This window comes from Halobellus clavatus, from assembly GCF_900107195.1.
In the GTDB taxonomy this organism is placed as follows: Archaea; Halobacteriota; Halobacteria; order Halobacteriales; family Haloferacaceae; genus Haloquadratum; species Haloquadratum clavatum.
This window is the reverse complement of record NZ_FNPB01000006.1, coordinates 132,632-148,443: the sequence shown is the minus strand read 5'-3', so window position 1 is coordinate 148,443 and position 15,812 is coordinate 132,632. Positions and strand designations below refer to the sequence as shown.

The following is a 15,812-nucleotide window of genomic DNA, read 5'->3' as shown; positions in this document are numbered from 1 at the left end:
AGGAGACGTCGAAGGGGCCACAGAGCGACCCATAGAAACGACTGGGCCGATAGACCTCAGTCGTCGTCGGCTGTCGCTGCGGCGGCCGACGCGTCATCGTCGATACTGGGCGGGTAGACGCCGCGCTCGAGTTTGAGGTCGCTCTGCGGGCGCGCCATACACGTCAGCGCGTAGTTCTCTCGCTCCTCGTCGGTGAACCCGCGGGCAGCCGGCTGGGTCACTTCGCCCTCGATGATCTCTGCGGTACAGGCCAGACACATCCCGACGCGACAGGAGTACTCCTGTGCGATGCCGGCCTCGAGGCAGGCCTTGAGAATCGTCTGCTTATCCGAGATCTCGAGCGTTTCGTCGGTCCCGACGAACTCGACGGTGTACTCGGCCATACCGCGCCGTTCGGGAGACCACCTCAAAACTCTTTGCGAAGCGATCCGGCTGGACGCCACCGCGAGTCCCCGTCAGATGGGCGGGGCCTCACGCCTCCGACTCGTCCTCGTCGGATTGGACGGTCAACACCGGCACCGTCGCCGTCCGAACGACCTTCTCCGCGACGCTCCCGAGGAGGACGCGGCCGACCCCGGTCCGGCCGTGGGTACCCATAACGATCAGGTCGACGTCGTGTTCGTCGGCGTGATCCAGAATAGACTGGTGGGCGACACCGTTCCGGACGTCCGTCTCCACGTCTACCCCGGCGGCCTCGCCCGCGTCGACGACCGCTTCGACCGCCGTGTTCCCCTCTTCGCGGAGCGCTTCGGCGACGACCTCCGAACCCATCTCCAGCGACGAGTACGCCGCCGTGTCGACGACGTACAGCGCGAACACCGTCGCGTCGTACTGGCTCGCGAGTTCGATCGCGTGGTCGATCGCTCCCTGGCTGGCATCACTCCCGTCGGTCGGCACGAGGATCCGGTCGTACATCTCACCGCAACCTACAACGGGAGGGGTTTTAGAACATACCCACGGTCGGTTTCACGTCTCGGAGTCGTCCGCTGCGTCCGTCGCATCCGGGGGTGTGGGTTCGAAACTCCCGGGCGCATCCGCCGGTGTGAGTGTTTCGGGATCGTCGCCTCGGAAGCGGAGGATCGCCGCCTCGCAGGCCTGAAGACCGTCGACTCGCTCGGTCTCGTCGTCGAGTGTGACCGTCTCGACGACGGTCCACGACGGCTCCGCCGCGTCAAGGGCGAGTCCCTTGACCCACGTGTCCGTCGCCACGAGTACGCCGGAGACCCGTCCCTCGTCTTCGATCGGGACGGCCAACTCGAGCGCCTCCGCGGCGTTGAGCTGGAGCAGTTCCTCGGGGTCGAGCGGACGCGGGGGCAGCGATTCGACGACTGACATACCCTCGCTGGGAGCGGCTGGCGTTTGTGCGTTGCGAATCCGCTCCTTCGGCGATGAGGCAGGAACCGCTCGCGACATCGAGAGCCGCCGCGGATCACAAAACTTCTATCGCCCCGCCAGCGATGGGAGGCTATGTCATCCGAGGAGTCGGCCGAATCCCCGGTCTCGGCCGCCGCCACCCCGACGGACGCGTCGGTGCTCGGCGTCGCGTTCCGCCGGGATCGGATCGCCGCGCTCGTCGTCGCGATCGCCGTCGTCGGCGTCGCGCTCAGACTCCTCGCGCTGGGGGCGCGCCCGCTCCACTGGGACGAGGCGCGCGTGGGCTACTGGGCGCTTCGCGCCCTCGACACCGGTGCCTACCAGTATCGACCTGTCGCCGGCGGGCCGCTGGTCCACCTGCTGGCCCGCGCCTCGATTACCGTGCTCGGACCCACCGAATTTGCGGCCCGGGTTCCGATCGCGCTTCTCGGAGGCGCATTACCGGTGACGGCGCTGCTCTTTCGCGACCGACTGCGCGACGGCGAAACGGTCCTGTTCGCGCTCGTGCTCGGCGTCCAACCGCTGGTGCTCTATTACTCCCGGTTCCTCCGCGGCGACGTCCCGCTAGCGGTGTTTGCGCTCGCCTTCCTCGGGTTCGCGCTTCGGGCCTGGGATCGCGAGAGCCGTCGCGACGCCTACGCGGCGGCGTTTATGCTCCCGCTGGCCGCGTCCGCTTCCGGATTCGCCGCGGGCTACCTGTTCTGTTGGATTGCGGCGTGGGTGCTCGTCGTCGAGCAACGCCCCGTCGCGACCGGGCGCGGCGCGGCCGTGCGGGCAGCCCTGCGAACGCTCCGACGGCGACTCGCCGGGAGCGTGACTCCTGCCGCGCGCGCGTCCCTGCTCGCCGTCGTCACGACGGTGTTCCTCTTTGCGCCCCGGAAGGGCCCTGGCGTCAGGGCCGGACTGTACGACCCCGGCGACGTTCCGGTCGCGATATACGAGGGGACGCTCGGCGCACTCTGGCGGTTCGTCGGCGTCCGGATCGTCCATCGGGCTCCCGAGGGGACCCACGCCATCCTCCCGTTCGTCAGTGACGCGATCGGACTGCTGATCGCGGTCGCCCTCCCCGTCTTCGTCGCCGGGGTGACCGTGACGCTCCCCGTCCGGTACGCGCGGATGCAACGCCCGCTCGTGGAAGGAGTCGGCTACTGGGGCCTGCTCGCGGTCGTGGTGTTCCCCACGATAACGGAGGTCTCCGCTCCGTGGGTGCTCGTTCACGTCGTGGTTCCGTTGTCGCTCCCGGCGACCGTCGGATTGGCCGCGCTGCTCAGACGGGGCGTCGCCGCCGCCTCGCAGTCGCACCGCTCCGCGGTCGACGTCGCGACGGTGGTCGCAGTCGTGCTCGTCGTCCTCGCCGTCGGGGCGCAGACGGGCGCAGCGGCCGCCAGCGGAGTGTACGGCCCCGCTGACCGATCGAATCAGTACGCACAGTACGCCCAGCCGAGCGACGACCTCGAACACATCGAAACGGCCGTGCGGGCCGCCGCCGACGATGGCTCGGCCCCCGCGGTTGCGTACGTCGGATCCGCCTTCAGCGTCCCCGACGAGGGGTCGCTCAGGTCACCCCCGGTCAGCGACGCGTTCGGGGCGCGGTTACCCCTCCCGTGGTACGTCGAATCGGCCGGTGGAACGGCGACGAGCGCGGTGAACGCTTCGGCCTTCGCAGCGCGATACGAGGGTGCGCGAGCGCCGCCGGTCGTCGTCGCCGATCCGGCACATCGCTCCTCGCTGTCTGCAACGCTCGGGGACGAGTACGAGGCCACCACGTCTCGACTGGGACTGTGGAACCGCGACGTCGTCGTGTTTGTCGACCGACGGGTCGCAGCGCGCGGAAGCACCACATCTATCCGACCCGAAACCGGACTGTCCGAGAAATGACCGGCGGGATCTGTATCCTGTACGTCGACGGCGACGCGGACCGCCGGACGTCGACGGCGAGCGCTCTCGACGATGCCGACCAGCGGTTCACTGTCACCACTGAACCGCGCACGACAGACGCACTCGATCGACTCAGGGAGGACCCCGACTCGATCGACTGTCTCGTCTCGGAGTACGACCTCCCGGAGACGGACGGGCTGACGTTTCTGGAACGCATTCGCGACTATCGATCGAAACTCCCGTTCGTCGTGTTCACCGGAGACGGCAGTGAGCGACTCGCCAGTGCTGCGTTCGGCGCGGGCGCGACCGACTACCTCTCGCGGGAGTTCGACGATGCGTACGACCGGCTATCGACGCGGATCGCCGACGCCGTCGCGGAGTTCCGCGAAGCGCGGACTCAGGAGCGCGACCGCCGCCTGTTCCGGAGGGCCATCGAGGCCTCTGGGCACTCGGTCTATTTCACCGAGCGAGACGGCACGATCCAGTACGTCAACTCGGCCTTCGAGGAGGCGACGGGCTACACGGCCGCGGAGGCCCGCGGACAGACCCCTCAGATCCTCAAATCCGGCGTCCACGACCGGGCGTTCTACGAGGATTTGTGGGATACCATCCTCGACGGGGACGTCTGGCGGAACGAGATCGTCAACAAGCGCCGGTCGGGTGAGCGATACGTCGTCGATCAGACGATCGCCCCCGTGAAGAACGGGTGCGGCGAGGTCGAGTGGTTCGTCGCTGTCAACGCCGATATCACCGAGCGAAAGGAACACAAAGAGGAACTGGAACGGAGCCGAGAGCGCCTCCGCGCACTCCTGGAGAACTCGCCGGACGCGATCGTCGTCCACGCACCGGACGGCACCGTGGTGGACCTCAACCGGCAGACCGTCGACGACCTCGGGTACGACCGCGAGCAACTGCTCACGATGAACGTCGCGGACTTCGAGGTCGAGAAGGACGTCGAGGAACTCCGGTCGATGTGGCAGGGGATGGAGACCGGCGAGCGGGTGGAGATCGAGGGGCGACACCGCCGGGCCGACGGATCGACCTACCCGGTCGAGGTGTGGATTACCAAGGTCGAACTCGAAGGGGCGACGCGCTTTATCGCCTTCAGCCGCGACGCAACCGAGCGCCACGAGTACGAACAGGAACTCCAGCGGCAGATCGACCGACTGGAACAGTTCGCGACGGTGGTCAGCCACGACCTCCGGAACCCGCTGAACGTGGCCTCGGGCCGTCTGGACCTGCTCGATCAGCGTGTCGACAGCGAGCATCTCGACGTCGCCACCGACGCGCTCGATCGGATGGCCGAGTTGATCGAAGACCTCCTGATCCTGGCCCGGGAGGGCGGTCAGGCGACCGATCGGGAGCCAATCGATCTGGGTGCGATGATCGACCAGTGCTGGCAGATGATCGCGACCGCCGACGCCTCGCTCGAGGTCGACATCGAGCGGGAAATCGCGGCCGACCGACCGAGGCTCAAACAGCTGCTCGAGAACCTCGTCCGCAACGCGATCGAACACGGGGGCGACAGCGTCACCGTCAGGATCGGGGAACTCGACGATGGGTTCTACGTCGCGGACGACGGCCCCGGCATTCCCCCCGAAGAGCGAGATCACGTGTTCGAGACGGGCTACTCCTCCGACGAGGACGGAACAGGCCTGGGGCTCAACATCGTTCGGCAGATCGCCGAGGCCCACGGCTGGGACGTCCGCGTCGTCGAGAGTGACCACGGCGGCGCGCGGTTCGAGTTTCTCGGGGTGGAGACAGCGACGGTGGCGAGCGGAGAAGCGGTCTGAACGGACGGCTAGCGGAAGCCCATCGCTTCGATCTGTTCTTGATATCGGTTCCGGATGGTGACCTCTGTCACCTGGGCGACGTCAGCGACCTCACGCTGGGTCTTCTTCTCGTTACAGAGCAGTGACGCGGCGTAGATCGCCGCCGCCGCGAACCCCGTCGGCGACTTCCCCGAGAGCAGTCCCTGTTCGGCGGAGACATCGATGATCTCGGTGGCCTTCGATTGGACCTCCTCGCTGAGTCCGAGCGAGGAGGCGAAGCGCGGAACGAACTGCTTCGGGTCGACGGGTTTCAGTTCCAGGCCGAGTTCCTGTGAGATGTATCGATACGTCCGACCGATCTCCTTCTGGGGCACGCGCGAGACCTCCGCGACCTCGTCGAGAGAGCGGGGGATTCCCTCCTGGCGACAGGCAGCGTACAGCGCGGAGGTGGCGACGCCCTCGATTGAGCGGCCGCGGATGAGGTCCTCGTTGAGCGCGCGCCGGTAGATCACGGACGCGACTTCCCGTACCGATCGGGGGACGCCGAGCGCGGAGGCCATCCGGTCGATCTCCGAGAGCGCGAACTGGAGGTTTCGTTCGCCCGCGTCCTTCGTTCGGATTCGCTCCTGCCACTTCCGCAGGCGGTGCATCTGCGAGCGCTTCTCCGAGGAGAGCGAGCGGCCGTAGGCGTCCTTGTCCTTCCAGTCGATCGTCGTCGTCAGCCCGCGGTCGTGCATCGTCTCGGTGATCGGTGCACCGACGCGGGACTTCGACTGCCGCTCGGAGTGGTTGAACGCGCGCCACTCGGGGCCGCGGTCGATCTGCTGTTCGTCCAGCACCAACCCGCAGTCGTTGCACACCAACTCCCCCTGGTCGGCGTCGGTGACGATGTTCGACGATTCGCATTCCGGGCAGACGAGCCGCTCGTCGTTCGTCTCCTCGGACTCCTGCTCACGCTGGCGCTGGCGACGCGAACGTTCCATTATAAGGTTTGTGGTGAACGCCGTATTTAAACCTTTGTGTCAGAATGCTTACGTGATGCTTCCGGCGACCAAACCTGTATACGCGTCGCAGCCACAGACGTGACCGATGCGTGGGTGGACAGCGCTTCTCGCACTCGTCGTGCTCTCGGGGTGTCTGTCCGGCCTCCCGGCGGCGGAGCAGACGCCCACTGCCGATCCCACCAGTCACTCGGCGGCGACGTCGTCGCTGCCGGGCGGGGACGCGGTCCGCGTGACCGTCACCGAGGTCGTCGACGGCGACACGATCAAGATCGCGTACGCGAACGGAAGCCGCGATAGCGTCCGACTCCTCGGGGTCGATACGCCGGAGGTCCACGTCGAGAACACGCCCGACGAGTTCGCTGGTGTCCCCGACACTGAGGCCGGCCGACGCTGCCTCCGACAGGCGGGGGAAGCCGCCTCAGCCTACGCGAACGAGCGGCTGGCAGGCGAGACGGTGACGATCAGGTTCGACGAGCGCGCGGACCGCCGGGGCTACTACGACCGACTCCTCGGCTACGTGATCGTCGACGGCGAGTCGTTCAACCAGGCGCTGCTCCGACTGGGTCACGCCCGGGTCTACGAAAGCACATTTACCGAACGTGAACGCTACGAGGTGACGGCGGCCGACGCCAGAGCGGCCGGCCGTGGCCTGTGGTCCTGTGCCGATCCGGACGCAGAACTCGACGCCGGGACCGACGCGTCGTCCGAGACGGTAACCCCGATCGCCGACGGCGGCACCGGACCCCTTCGCGTGGCGGACATCCACGCCGACGCTGCGGGCAACGACCACGAGAACCTGAACGACGAGTACGTCGTGTTCCGAACCGCTGCGGACACTCGGGTCGACCTGTCGGGGTGGACCGTCTCCGACGCCGCGAACCACACGTACACGATCCCGGACGGGACCGTTCTCGACCCCGACACCGAACTCACACTCCGCACCGGGAGTGGCACAAACGCCGAGACGACGCTCTACTGGAACGCGGAGAGTGCCATCTGGAACAACAACGGCGACGAGATCGTGGTCCGGAACGCCAGCGGCGCGGTCGTGGTACGGCGATCGTACTGACCGGCTGGGGACACCGAATTACCGACCGTTTTCGAGAAGACTTTTTGTATTATCGGGGGGTATCTTCTCCTGATGCAACCGATCGCCGCGCCGCCGGTACCCGCAGCCCCAGCCGCGTCGCGAGGGGGGTGGCGGTGATGGCGACGAAATCCGCACTGGAGACCCAGCTGGCCGTCGTCGCGGGCTTCGAGGACCCCCGAGCCGACCTCGAACAGTACCCGACGCCGCCGGAACTGGCCGCCCACGTCGTCCACGTCGCTGATCTGAACGGGGACATCGAGGACCGAACAGTGGTCGATCTCGGCACCGGAACGGGGATGCTGGCGCTCGGGGCCGCGCTCCGCGGACCCTCACGGGCCATCGGCGTCGATATCGATCGCTCGGCACTCCAGACGGCGACGGCAAACCGCCGCCGAGTCGGCACCACTACAGCGGTCGACTGGATCCTCGCGGACGCGACGCGCGTGCCGTTGCGGTCCGATGGGCCGACGACCGTTCTGATGAATCCGCCCTTCGGCGCACAGCATGGAAACGAGCACGCCGATCGCGCGTTCTTGCAGACGGCCGCGGAACTGGCTGCCGTCTCGTACTCCGTCCACAACGCCGGCTCGAAGGAGTTCGTCGAGTCATTCGCCGCGGACGAGGGTGGAACGGTAACCCACGCGTTCCGCGCGACGCTCGACGTCGACCGGCAGTTCGACTTCCACGAGGCGGAGTCCGAAGCCATCGAGACTGAGGTCTACCGGATCGAGTGGACCGACAGCGAGTGAGCCCCGTCGCCGGCTACTGGTAGGTCTCTTCGGTGAGTAACCGCAAACGCGTCTGCCCGTAAGAAACGTACACCTCCGAGCGATTGCGTCGGAACGTCAACCCACCGACGGTTACCGACTCGTTCTTCGCCGGAAGCCCCGCGCTCAGCGTCTGGTTCTCGTGTTCGACCTGGATGTAGTACTGGTCGGTCTCGGGAACGACCGTCACGTTCCGGCCCGCAAGTTGTGGCCCCGCCTGGACTGGCTTCGAGGTGTAGACGATCTCCGCGGAATCGGCCTCACCGAGCGCGACCCGGTACGCCGTGCCGTTGCCGAGTACGTTCCACCCGTCGCGCTGCGCGTACACCGTCTGGCGCCAGCCGATGCCACCGACCCGGACCGGAACCTGCCCGGCGAACGCCAAGCGCCCCTTCGGCACCGCCGTCGTCCAGATGCCCCGGTCCTCGCTCCGGACGATCACCCCCGACGTGTTGACCGCCGTGGTTTCGCCGAACGCCTCCACCTCGATCACCGAGACGAGTCCGTTCTGGACGTTCTCGGCGTAGGTCACCTCATAATCCCTGACGGTTCGTTCGTCGCCCGGGAGGTCGCCCGTGTCGGCGGTGAAGAGATTCGCCGGGACGGCCGGTCCCGCGAGGGCGGCCGTCACGAGCAACAACACGCCCGCAGCGATGTGCCAGCGCTCGACCACGCCACTGTCGAGACGAATGTCCCACGAGAACAGGGGGTCGTCACGACCGACGACGACTGCGGCGACTACGAGCGCCAGGAATGCGACCAGGACGACGCCGAGAGCACGGTAGAGAACGTACGTCTCACCGCCGCGGTACCAGTAGACCGCCCACAGCGATTGTTCGGCCCCGAAGAGGAGCGTTCCGAGCCAGAGCCGGCGCGCGCTGGGGCGATCCGCCCGTGGCCCGGCGCGCACGATGGCGACTCCGATCAAAACGCCGATCAGCAGCCCTAAGGCGTGCCCCTGGATCGCGATGTCGGCCCACCAGGGGGAGATGTAGCCCGGGCGGCCGCTGGCGGTGAGGACCGGCGACCGAAGCGCGTTGTACACGAGTCGAAGGAGTCCGCCCGCCGCGAGCGCGATGACGGTCCCGAGGGGATACGCGACGAGCGCGGCGCCGGCGAACGCGAACACGACGCCCGAGAAGCCGATGATCGGCCCCAGTGCGAACGCGGACGTGAGGAGGCCGACGCCGAAGACGGCCAGGGGAAACAGCAGGAACGCGCGGACGAATGGGTTCGTCTGGAGCGACGAGAACGAGTGTGTCCCCCGCTCGCGGGGGAAGTGGCTCCAGGCGTACTCGGCCAACGGCGCGAGCGTCAGCGTCCCCACGAGATTCCCGATCAGGTGGCCCGCGCCGTTGTGTGAGAACGCCGCGGTCAGGATCCCGAGCGGGTAAAAGTACGACCACGCCCGAAACGGGATCGTCACCGGCGAGTACCAGTTCCCGTAGCCACCCTGGACGAACAGATAGACCGCGAGGACGAGTCCGGCCGAGACGAGTGTTCCCCAGGGGACGCCGAGCACGAACCGTCGTCGGAGTGTCGCTCCGAGCGTTCCGCCACCGCCGAGCAGAAAGACGCCCCCCAGCGAGATGGCGAGCGCAGCGACGACGGCGACGCGGAAGAGGAGATCGAGCGGAAGAACGTCCATCGTGGGAGTGGAGTCGTCGGACGGTTAAGAAACCACGGCGTCACCGAGGGTGCCCGAACCGGGGTGCAGCGAGGGCTCCGGACTGAGTCAATCCGAAGGTCGGACACCCCACTTTGGCGAGGGATGTCGGCGTGGTGAGACCGCGGCGAGTCAGATCTTGCTCTCGGCGTCCTTGGCGAGTTCTTCCATCCGCTTGCCGACGCGGCCGGCGTTCGAGAACTCGTCTTCGCTCATCGCCGTCGCGAGCGCGTTCCCGAGGACGAAGACTGCGTGTTTGTGTTCACTCTTGGACTTGTGGACGTGCGAGGGGTCGACGTCGAGGTTCTCGTACTTGGCGAAGATATCGCCGTCGACGTTCTCTCGCGCGGCGAAATTGTCCTTGATGATGACCATCTGCTCGTGCAGTTCCAAGAGTTCGTCTTTGTGCATAGACGTGGATACGTGTGAGGCCGTGTTAAGGATTATTGGTGGGCGCTGACACGCCTATGTGAATCGCCTCGGGGTCAAGCCCCGAGGCTTCCCGTTTCTACGACGTGACTTGCAGACACAGACTCGAAGTGAGTCGTGTCCGTAGCGGTCACAGTCTCCACGGGCGTGTCTTCGGGCCATCCCAGCCCTAATTCAGAAAAACCTCTCTGCAAGACGTTCATCGCCGCGTTCGCGTCTCTGTCCGTCTCGAACCCACACGACGGGCACGAGTGTTCCCTAACCCAGATGGGTTTCGCTGTTTCCACACCGCACGATGCACACTCTTTGGTTGTGCCTCGTGCTTCGACCTGCTTGACGTGACAGCCGTACAGGTCGGCTTTGTATTCGAGGAGCGTAATGAATTGTCTCCACGCCGCATCCTGCTTGTTCCGAGCGTTATGCGACTGTTCGAGCATTCCCTTCACGTTCAAGTCCTCAACGAATACAGCGTCGTACTCTCGGACGAGCCACGTCGTGATCTTGTGCTGGTAGTCCAGCATCTTCCGCTTGATGTGACGCTTCACCTTTGCCACTTCCCGGCGTTGCTTCTCGTAGTTGTTCGACCCCTTTTCTTTCCGCGACAACTTGCGTTGTTCACGGCGAAGACGCTCGTACTCGTCTTCGAGGCCGAGCCAATCCACGATCTTGCCGTCGCTAGTGTGGATGTAGTTCTGGATGCCAAGGTCAATCCCAACGCTGTTGCTCGTATCAAGCGAGTTCACGTCGGGTTTCTCGGACAGGTCAATGTCGTCGGTTTCGAGGCCGAAGGAGACGAACCACTCTCCGGTTGTCGCCTTCTTGAACGTGACCTCTTTGATGATGGCGTGGTCGGGAATCGGGCGGTGGTAACGGATTTTGACCCAGCCGATTTTGCTGAAGCGGACGTAAGCGAACCTGTCACGGCCCCTCTTTTCATCGAGGTCGAAACCGGACTGGTTGTACGTCACGCTTCGGTACTCGGTGGGTGATTGCCGTTTGAGCCGGCCAACGTTGTACCCCTTCTCTTTCTTCTTGCGAAGATTCGAGAGGTTGCGGTGGAAGCGTGCGACGGTGGCTTGCGCAGCTTTCGAGTGCAGTTCACCGAACACAGGCCACCGTTGTTTCCACTCGGGGAGTTTGTTGTTCTGGTCGTACTCGGACGGTTTGTCGTCCTCGGGACTGTTTTCGTAGTCCCAGCGGACGTGGTTGTAGAGTTGGCGATGAACGTCGAGATGGTGTTCTAGTCGCTCCGCTACCTCTTGTGTCGGGTAGGCGCGGTAGCGGTGACTGTATTCCATCGCTGTCTCTTGATTAGTAATGTGTTAAGTTAATGGTTTGTATCCCTGCGTGTCGGCTTCATCCCCGAGGTCAAGCCTCGGGGTATTCGCCTTGTCCGCTGATAAAAAGACGGCGGTCCACCGGCGTCACGAGACGGAGCGGAGACAGCGCGTCGATGCGAACAGACGGCAGTCTCAGAAGACGTACTCGTCTTCGTGACCCATCATTCCGTCATCTTCGAAGCGATCGTCCTCGTCCATCGGGCCGCTTGTCTTGAACGCACGAATCCCCGTCGAGAGCAGTTCTTCGATGGCTTCCTCGCGGTTGACGAACTCCCCCTGGTCGACGAGTTGGGCGATCTGCATCTCGAGGTGTTCGGGGACGTTGATATTCACCTTGGGCATCTGAACGTGAGGGGGTTTGGATCCGGGTTATTTAAATTCTGCGGCGCTCTTTCAGGGTTCGAGAAACAAAATTTTTTGATTCACGTACGTCTCTTTTTTCTGCAATCACGATAATATCTCATAGCATAAAATGCGGCCGACCGTGGCCAGCGGGAACTCCCCCGAAAGATCCCGGCACGGAGCGACCCGGGCCGAACGGTGTATAGGGGCGCACCCCCAACTCACGGTATGGTCGAAGACGCGACCGAACTGTATCGTGAGTACGGAGACGACCGTCTCCCGCCGGGGCAGCGTGAGTTCGACGAGTTCCCGGTGCTCTCGAAGAGCGGCACGCCGTCGTGGGATCCCGAGTCGTGGTCGTTCGACGTCTGGGGCGCCGTAGAGAACGAGTTGTCGTTCTCCTATCAGGCGTTCCGCGACCTCCCGTCGACGACGCAGCGCCAGGACTTCCACTGCGTGACCGGCTGGAGCGCGCTGGGGTGTGAGTTCACCGGCGTCCCGTTCCCGGAGATCACCGAGCGGGCGGGCGTCCGCTCGGACGCCGTTCACGTGCTGTTTCACGCGCTCGACGGGTACACCACCGACCTTCCGCTCTCGGACTGCCAGCGCTCGGAAGTGCTGTTCGCGTACGGGCGCGGCGGCGAAGACCTCGCGGAGCCACACGGCGGACCGCTTCGCGTCGTGACCCCGCACAAGTACGCCTACAAGGGGGCGAAGTGGGTCGAGGGCGTCGAGTTCCTGACCGAACCGGAACCGGGGTATTGGGAACAGCGCGGCTACTCCGATACCGCCAACCCCTGGAACGAGGAACGCTACGGCTGACGACGTGCGCCCAGAGCGAAGCGCCGAAGAATCCGCGAACAGTGTCCGAATATCGGTAATAGTCAAATAAAAGAGTATGGCGTCCTCAGATCCGGCAATGGAATCGTTGCGGACCGATGCGGCTGAGTGCCACCTCGTCAGCCGCTCGGTCCCCGTCCCGGCGCCGTCGTTTCGAGCGGTTCTCGATTCGGCCGACGCGCCGCGGACGGTCTGGAGTGCACCAGACGAGGCCTCAGTCGTCGGCAGCGGCGCGGCCGCGACGCTGACCGCAGATGGGCCGGAGCGGTTCGACGACATTCGGGAAGCGGCGCAGTCACTCTTCGCTTCCGGCGACGTTCACGCCGGGACCGAAGCTGCTCGGCCGCGGCTGTTCGGTGGATTCGCCTTCCACGCCGACAGCGCCGATGGAACGCCCTGGGCGGACTTTCCCGGGGCACGCTTCGTCTTCCCGCGCGTGCAGGTAACCTGGACCGGCTCCGAGGACCCCGACGAGAGCGCCGCGGGAGATGGGCGGGCCGACACCGGCGCGTGGCTCACAGTCAACGCCGTCGGTCCCGACGTGAGCGCCGCGGACGTCGAGTCGCGACTCGCGACCGAACGCGAGCGGCTGACGTCGCTCCCGGCACCCGGACCCGTCGACGGGCCCCCAGGCGTCGGCGATCGGCGTCGAACGACCGCGCTGGGAGACTGGCGCGTCGGGGTGGAAACCGCGGTGAATCGGATCCGCTCGGGGGACCTCCGGAAGGTCGTGTTAGCCCAGGCGCTCGAAGTCGACCTCGACGGTGACCTCTCGATCGCCGACGTCCTCTCCCGACTCGGTGAGCGGTATCCGGAGTGTTACCGTTTTCTGGTCGAACCGGAACCCGCCGAAGACAGTCCGCAGACCTCGTTCTTCGGCGCGACGCCCGAGCGGCTCGTCTCCGTCCGCGGACGGACGGTCGAGACAGACGCGCTGGCGGGGACGACCGGACGCGGAGAGACGCCTGCCGAAGACGAGTGGCTGGCGCAGGAACTGGCCCGCGACGAGAAGAACGCACACGAACACGACCTAGTCGCCGAGACCGTCGAAGAACAGCTCGCTCCCTTCGCCGCCTCCGTTTCGGCGGGGCCGCGTCGTGTCAAGCGACTCGCGACCGTTCAGCACCTCTGGACCCCGATCACGGCGACGCTCGACAGCGACGAACACGTGCTGTCGCTCGCGGAAGCGCTTCACCCGACTCCGGCGGTCGGCGGGCTTCCACCGGAGACGGCTCTCGAAACGATCAGAGAGATCGAACCCTTCGACCGCGGCTGGTACGCCGCTCCCGTGGGCTGGATCGACGCCGCCGGGTACGGGACGTTCGCCGTCGCGCTCCGCTCGGCCGTCGCCCGCGAGGAGACCGCGACGCTGTTCGCGGGCGTCGGAATCGTCGCTGATTCCGATCCCGACCGGGAGTGGGACGAAGTCCAACTGAAGTACCGACCGATCCTGGACGAGCTGGAGGTCGATGGGGAGTGACCGGGCGAGATCACGGGGACGGCTCCGACCGGAAGGCCGATCATCGCGGTTCCGATCCGAACCGAAACACGCTGTGGGCGCGGGCGTTCGTCGACGAACTGGCCGCTGCCGGCGTCGATAGCGTCTGTCTCTCCCCCGGAAGCCGATCCACACCGTTGACCGTCGCGTTCGCTCGCCACGAGGACATCCACGTGTTCTCACATCTCGACGAGCGTGCCGCCGCCTACTTCGCACTGGGACGCGCCCGCCGAACCGGAGCGGTGACGCCGCTCGTCTGTACCTCGGGGACGGCCGCAGCGAACTATCATCCCGCGGTGATCGAGGCGTCGCAGTCGCGCGTCCCGATGCTCCTCCTGACGGCGGATCGACCCCCGGAGATCCGCGACTCGGGGGCGAATCAGACGATCGACCAAGAGAAGCTGTACGGTGACGCCGTCCGGTGGTACCGGGACGTCGCAGAACCGGAGGCGACGCCGCGAAAACTCCGCTCACTGCGGACGACGGCCGCCCGGGGCCTCGCGAAGGCCCGGGGCACGCCCGCCGGGCCGGTTCATCTCAATTTCCCGTTCCGGAAACCGCTGGAACCGACGCCGGTCGAGGGCGACGTTCCTCCTGACCTGCCGGAAAGCGCCGTCGAGGGTAGAGAGGCGGCGTTCGTGGGCGTCGAATCGGGCCGGCCGGAACTGGACGACGACGCCCTCCGAAACCTCGCTGCGGACCTCTCCGAACCGCGAGGGCTGCTCGTCGTCGGCCCGAGCGACGCTCCGGGCGTCGACCCCGAAGCCGTCGCCGCGTTCGCTCACGCCAGCGGCTTTCCGGTGCTCGCCGATCCGCTCTCGGGCGTCCGCTACGGGGGATTGGTCCGGACGGCGCCCGTGATCGGTGGCTACGACGCGTTCCTCGGCGAGCGCGTGCGAGAGGCGTGGCCGGACCCGGACGTCGTCCTCCGGATCGGGGCCTCGCCGACGTCGAAACCGCTCCGAACGTACCTCGCCGCGACCGGGGCGTCTCAGTACGTCGTCGATCCGGCCGCGGGGTGGCGGGAAGCCGAGTTCACTGCGACGGATCTGGTGGTCGCCGACCCCGCACGCCTCCTCGGTCGGCTCTCACGCCTCCTCACTGGTCCCGGTGACCCCGGCTGGCGTGAGCGGTGGGTCGACGCCGACGCCGCTCACTGGGGGATCGTCGACGATGCGGACGACGCGTTCTGCGAGGGGCGGGTCCTCGAGGACGTGGTCGATATCGCCCCGGATCCCACGACGCTGTTCGTCTCGAACTCGATGCCCGTCCGCGATCTGGACCGGTTCGGAGCCCCCGCGACGACGTCGGTGACCGCGCTCGGGAACCGCGGTGCCTCGGGCATCGACGGGATTGTCTCGACCGCGCTCGGTGCCGGATCGGCGACGACCGACGACCTGACGCTCGTCACGGGGGATCTGGCCTACTACCACGATATGAACGGCCTGCTGGCGCTCGGCCGCTGCGACGTCGAGGCGACGATCGTCCTCGTCAATAACGACGGCGGCGGGATCTTCCACATGCTCCCGATCGAGCAGTACGACCCGCCGTTCACGTCCCAGTTCGTGACGCCACACGGCCTCGACTTCGAGTCCACTGAGGCGCTCTATGACCTCTCGTTCGCCCGAGTCGAGGGTGCCGATCGGGAAGCGTTCCGCGACGTCTACGCGACGGCGACCGAGGCGGACGGTTCGCACGTGATCGAAGTGACGACCGACGCGGAATCCAGCCACCGGGTCCGCGATGCCCTCCGCGAGCGGACGGTCGAGGCCGTCCTCGACGTGACGACGTAGTCGGTGAGCGAGCGGCGGC

15 protein-coding genes are annotated in these 15,812 nt (G+C 66.2%); 7 read left to right on the top strand and 8 right to left on the bottom strand.

All coding sequences use genetic code 11. From position 1 onward, the window contains the following. Positions 1-56 precede the first annotated feature (56 nt). The 3 genes from BLU74_RS10545 to BLU74_RS10535 form a co-directional block, all read right to left on the bottom strand. Positions 57-383, bottom strand: coding sequence for a 2Fe-2S iron-sulfur cluster-binding protein (locus tag BLU74_RS10545; RefSeq protein ID WP_089767247.1), 327 nt, complete (start codon positions 381-383; stop codon positions 57-59). A gap of 88 nt (positions 384-471) precedes the next feature. Continuing rightward, the gene (locus tag BLU74_RS10540; RefSeq protein ID WP_089767246.1) at positions 472-915 is read right to left on the bottom strand and encodes a universal stress protein; all 444 of its coding nucleotides are present in this window, start codon (positions 913-915) and stop codon (positions 472-474) included. Between the two features lie 51 nt (positions 916-966). Continuing rightward, positions 967-1,335 (bottom strand): DUF7964 domain-containing protein, encoded by a 369-nt coding sequence (locus BLU74_RS10535; protein ID WP_245705776.1) that lies wholly within the window; start codon positions 1,333-1,335, stop codon positions 967-969. A 132-nt stretch (positions 1,336-1,467) separates the two neighbouring features. Here BLU74_RS10535 and BLU74_RS10530 point away from each other — a divergent pair, with 132 nt between their 5' ends. Beyond that, the gene (locus tag BLU74_RS10530) at positions 1,468-3,252 is read left to right on the top strand and encodes a flippase activity-associated protein Agl23 (protein WP_089767245.1); all 1,785 of its coding nucleotides are present in this window, start codon (positions 1,468-1,470) and stop codon (positions 3,250-3,252) included. Continuing rightward, the gene (locus BLU74_RS10525; protein WP_089767244.1) at positions 3,249-5,045 is read left to right on the top strand and encodes a PAS domain S-box protein; all 1,797 of its coding nucleotides are present in this window, start codon (positions 3,249-3,251) and stop codon (positions 5,043-5,045) included. The genes BLU74_RS10530 and BLU74_RS10525 overlap by 4 nt, the downstream gene beginning before the upstream one ends. An 8-nt stretch (positions 5,046-5,053) precedes the next feature. On the opposite strand, the gene BLU74_RS10520 is transcribed toward BLU74_RS10525, so the two are convergent. After that, a complete protein-coding gene (locus tag BLU74_RS10520) occupies positions 5,054-6,007 on the bottom strand; it encodes a transcription initiation factor IIB (protein ID WP_089767243.1) in 954 nt (317 codons plus the stop codon). A 106-nt stretch (positions 6,008-6,113) separates the two neighbouring features. On the opposite strand from BLU74_RS10520, the gene BLU74_RS10515 reads away from it, so the two are divergent. Continuing rightward, positions 6,114-7,097 (top strand): lamin tail domain-containing protein, encoded by a 984-nt coding sequence (locus BLU74_RS10515; protein WP_089767242.1) that lies wholly within the window; start codon positions 6,114-6,116, stop codon positions 7,095-7,097. Positions 7,098-7,234: 137 nt separating this feature from the next. Next, positions 7,235-7,867 (top strand): METTL5 family protein, encoded by a 633-nt coding sequence (locus tag BLU74_RS10510; protein WP_089767241.1) that lies wholly within the window; start codon positions 7,235-7,237, stop codon positions 7,865-7,867. A 13-nt stretch (positions 7,868-7,880) separates the two neighbouring features. On the opposite strand, the gene BLU74_RS10505 is transcribed toward BLU74_RS10510, so the two are convergent. The 4 genes from BLU74_RS10505 to BLU74_RS10490 all read right to left on the bottom strand — a co-directional run bounded on the left by BLU74_RS10505 (position 7,881) and on the right by BLU74_RS10490 (position 11,662). Next, positions 7,881-9,533: a rhomboid family intramembrane serine protease gene (locus BLU74_RS10505; RefSeq protein ID WP_089767240.1), complete on the bottom strand. Its 1,653-nt coding sequence runs from the start codon at positions 9,531-9,533 to the stop codon at positions 7,881-7,883. 150 nt (positions 9,534-9,683) lie between these two features. Beyond that, on the bottom strand, positions 9,684-9,962 hold the full coding sequence (locus tag BLU74_RS10500) for a UPF0058 family protein (protein ID WP_089767239.1): 279 nt from the start codon (positions 9,960-9,962) through the stop codon (positions 9,684-9,686). A 74-nt stretch (positions 9,963-10,036) separates the two neighbouring features. Further along, complete coding sequence (locus tag BLU74_RS10495; RefSeq protein WP_089767238.1) at positions 10,037-11,278, bottom strand: RNA-guided endonuclease InsQ/TnpB family protein; 1,242 nt, start codon at positions 11,276-11,278, stop codon at positions 10,037-10,039. 174 nt (positions 11,279-11,452) lie between these two features. Beyond that, positions 11,453-11,662 carry a ribbon-helix-helix domain-containing protein gene (locus tag BLU74_RS10490; RefSeq protein ID WP_089767237.1) on the bottom strand — a complete coding sequence of 70 codons (210 nt, stop codon included), beginning with the start codon at positions 11,660-11,662 and terminating at the stop codon, positions 11,453-11,455. A gap of 228 nt (positions 11,663-11,890) precedes the next feature. Between BLU74_RS10490 and BLU74_RS10485 the strand changes: the two genes are divergently transcribed. From BLU74_RS10485 to menD, 3 genes are all read left to right on the top strand, one after another. Further along, a complete protein-coding gene (locus tag BLU74_RS10485; protein ID WP_089767236.1) occupies positions 11,891-12,484 on the top strand; it encodes a molybdopterin-dependent oxidoreductase in 594 nt (197 codons plus the stop codon). 97 nt (positions 12,485-12,581) lie between these two features. Then, positions 12,582-13,982: an isochorismate synthase gene (locus BLU74_RS10480; RefSeq protein WP_089767235.1), complete on the top strand. Its 1,401-nt coding sequence runs from the start codon at positions 12,582-12,584 to the stop codon at positions 13,980-13,982. After that, on the top strand, positions 13,979-15,793 hold the full coding sequence (menD, locus tag BLU74_RS10475) for a 2-succinyl-5-enolpyruvyl-6-hydroxy-3-cyclohexene-1-carboxylic-acid synthase (protein WP_089767234.1): 1,815 nt from the start codon (positions 13,979-13,981) through the stop codon (positions 15,791-15,793). Before BLU74_RS10480 ends, menD begins: the two co-directional genes overlap by 4 nt. Positions 15,794-15,812 lie beyond the last annotated feature (19 nt).

Coding starts and splice junctions, on each gene's coding strand:
- BLU74_RS10520 (WP_089767243.1), bottom strand. CDS start 6,007: ATGGAACGTTCGCGTCGCCAGCGCCAGCGTGAGCAGGAGTCCGAGGAG.
- BLU74_RS10535 (WP_245705776.1), bottom strand. CDS start 1,335: ATGTCAGTCGTCGAATCGCTGCCCCCGCGTCCGCTCGACCCCGAGGAA.
- BLU74_RS10540 (WP_089767246.1), bottom strand. CDS start 915: ATGTACGACCGGATCCTCGTGCCGACCGACGGGAGTGATGCCAGCCAG.
- BLU74_RS10490 (WP_089767237.1), bottom strand. CDS start 11,662: ATGCCCAAGGTGAATATCAACGTCCCCGAACACCTCGAGATGCAGATC.
- BLU74_RS10480 (WP_089767235.1), top strand. CDS start 12,582: ATGGAATCGTTGCGGACCGATGCGGCTGAGTGCCACCTCGTCAGCCGC.
- BLU74_RS10495 (WP_089767238.1), bottom strand. CDS start 11,278: ATGGAATACAGTCACCGCTACCGCGCCTACCCGACACAAGAGGTAGCG.
- BLU74_RS10530 (WP_089767245.1), top strand. CDS start 1,468: ATGTCATCCGAGGAGTCGGCCGAATCCCCGGTCTCGGCCGCCGCCACC.
- BLU74_RS10515 (WP_089767242.1), top strand. CDS start 6,114: ATGCGTGGGTGGACAGCGCTTCTCGCACTCGTCGTGCTCTCGGGGTGT.
- BLU74_RS10510 (WP_089767241.1), top strand. CDS start 7,235: ATGGCGACGAAATCCGCACTGGAGACCCAGCTGGCCGTCGTCGCGGGC.
- BLU74_RS10485 (WP_089767236.1), top strand. CDS start 11,891: ATGGTCGAAGACGCGACCGAACTGTATCGTGAGTACGGAGACGACCGT.
- BLU74_RS10505 (WP_089767240.1), bottom strand. CDS start 9,533: ATGGACGTTCTTCCGCTCGATCTCCTCTTCCGCGTCGCCGTCGTCGCT.
- BLU74_RS10525 (WP_089767244.1), top strand. CDS start 3,249: ATGACCGGCGGGATCTGTATCCTGTACGTCGACGGCGACGCGGACCGC.
- BLU74_RS10500 (WP_089767239.1), bottom strand. CDS start 9,962: ATGCACAAAGACGAACTCTTGGAACTGCACGAGCAGATGGTCATCATC.
- BLU74_RS10545 (WP_089767247.1), bottom strand. CDS start 383: ATGGCCGAGTACACCGTCGAGTTCGTCGGGACCGACGAAACGCTCGAG.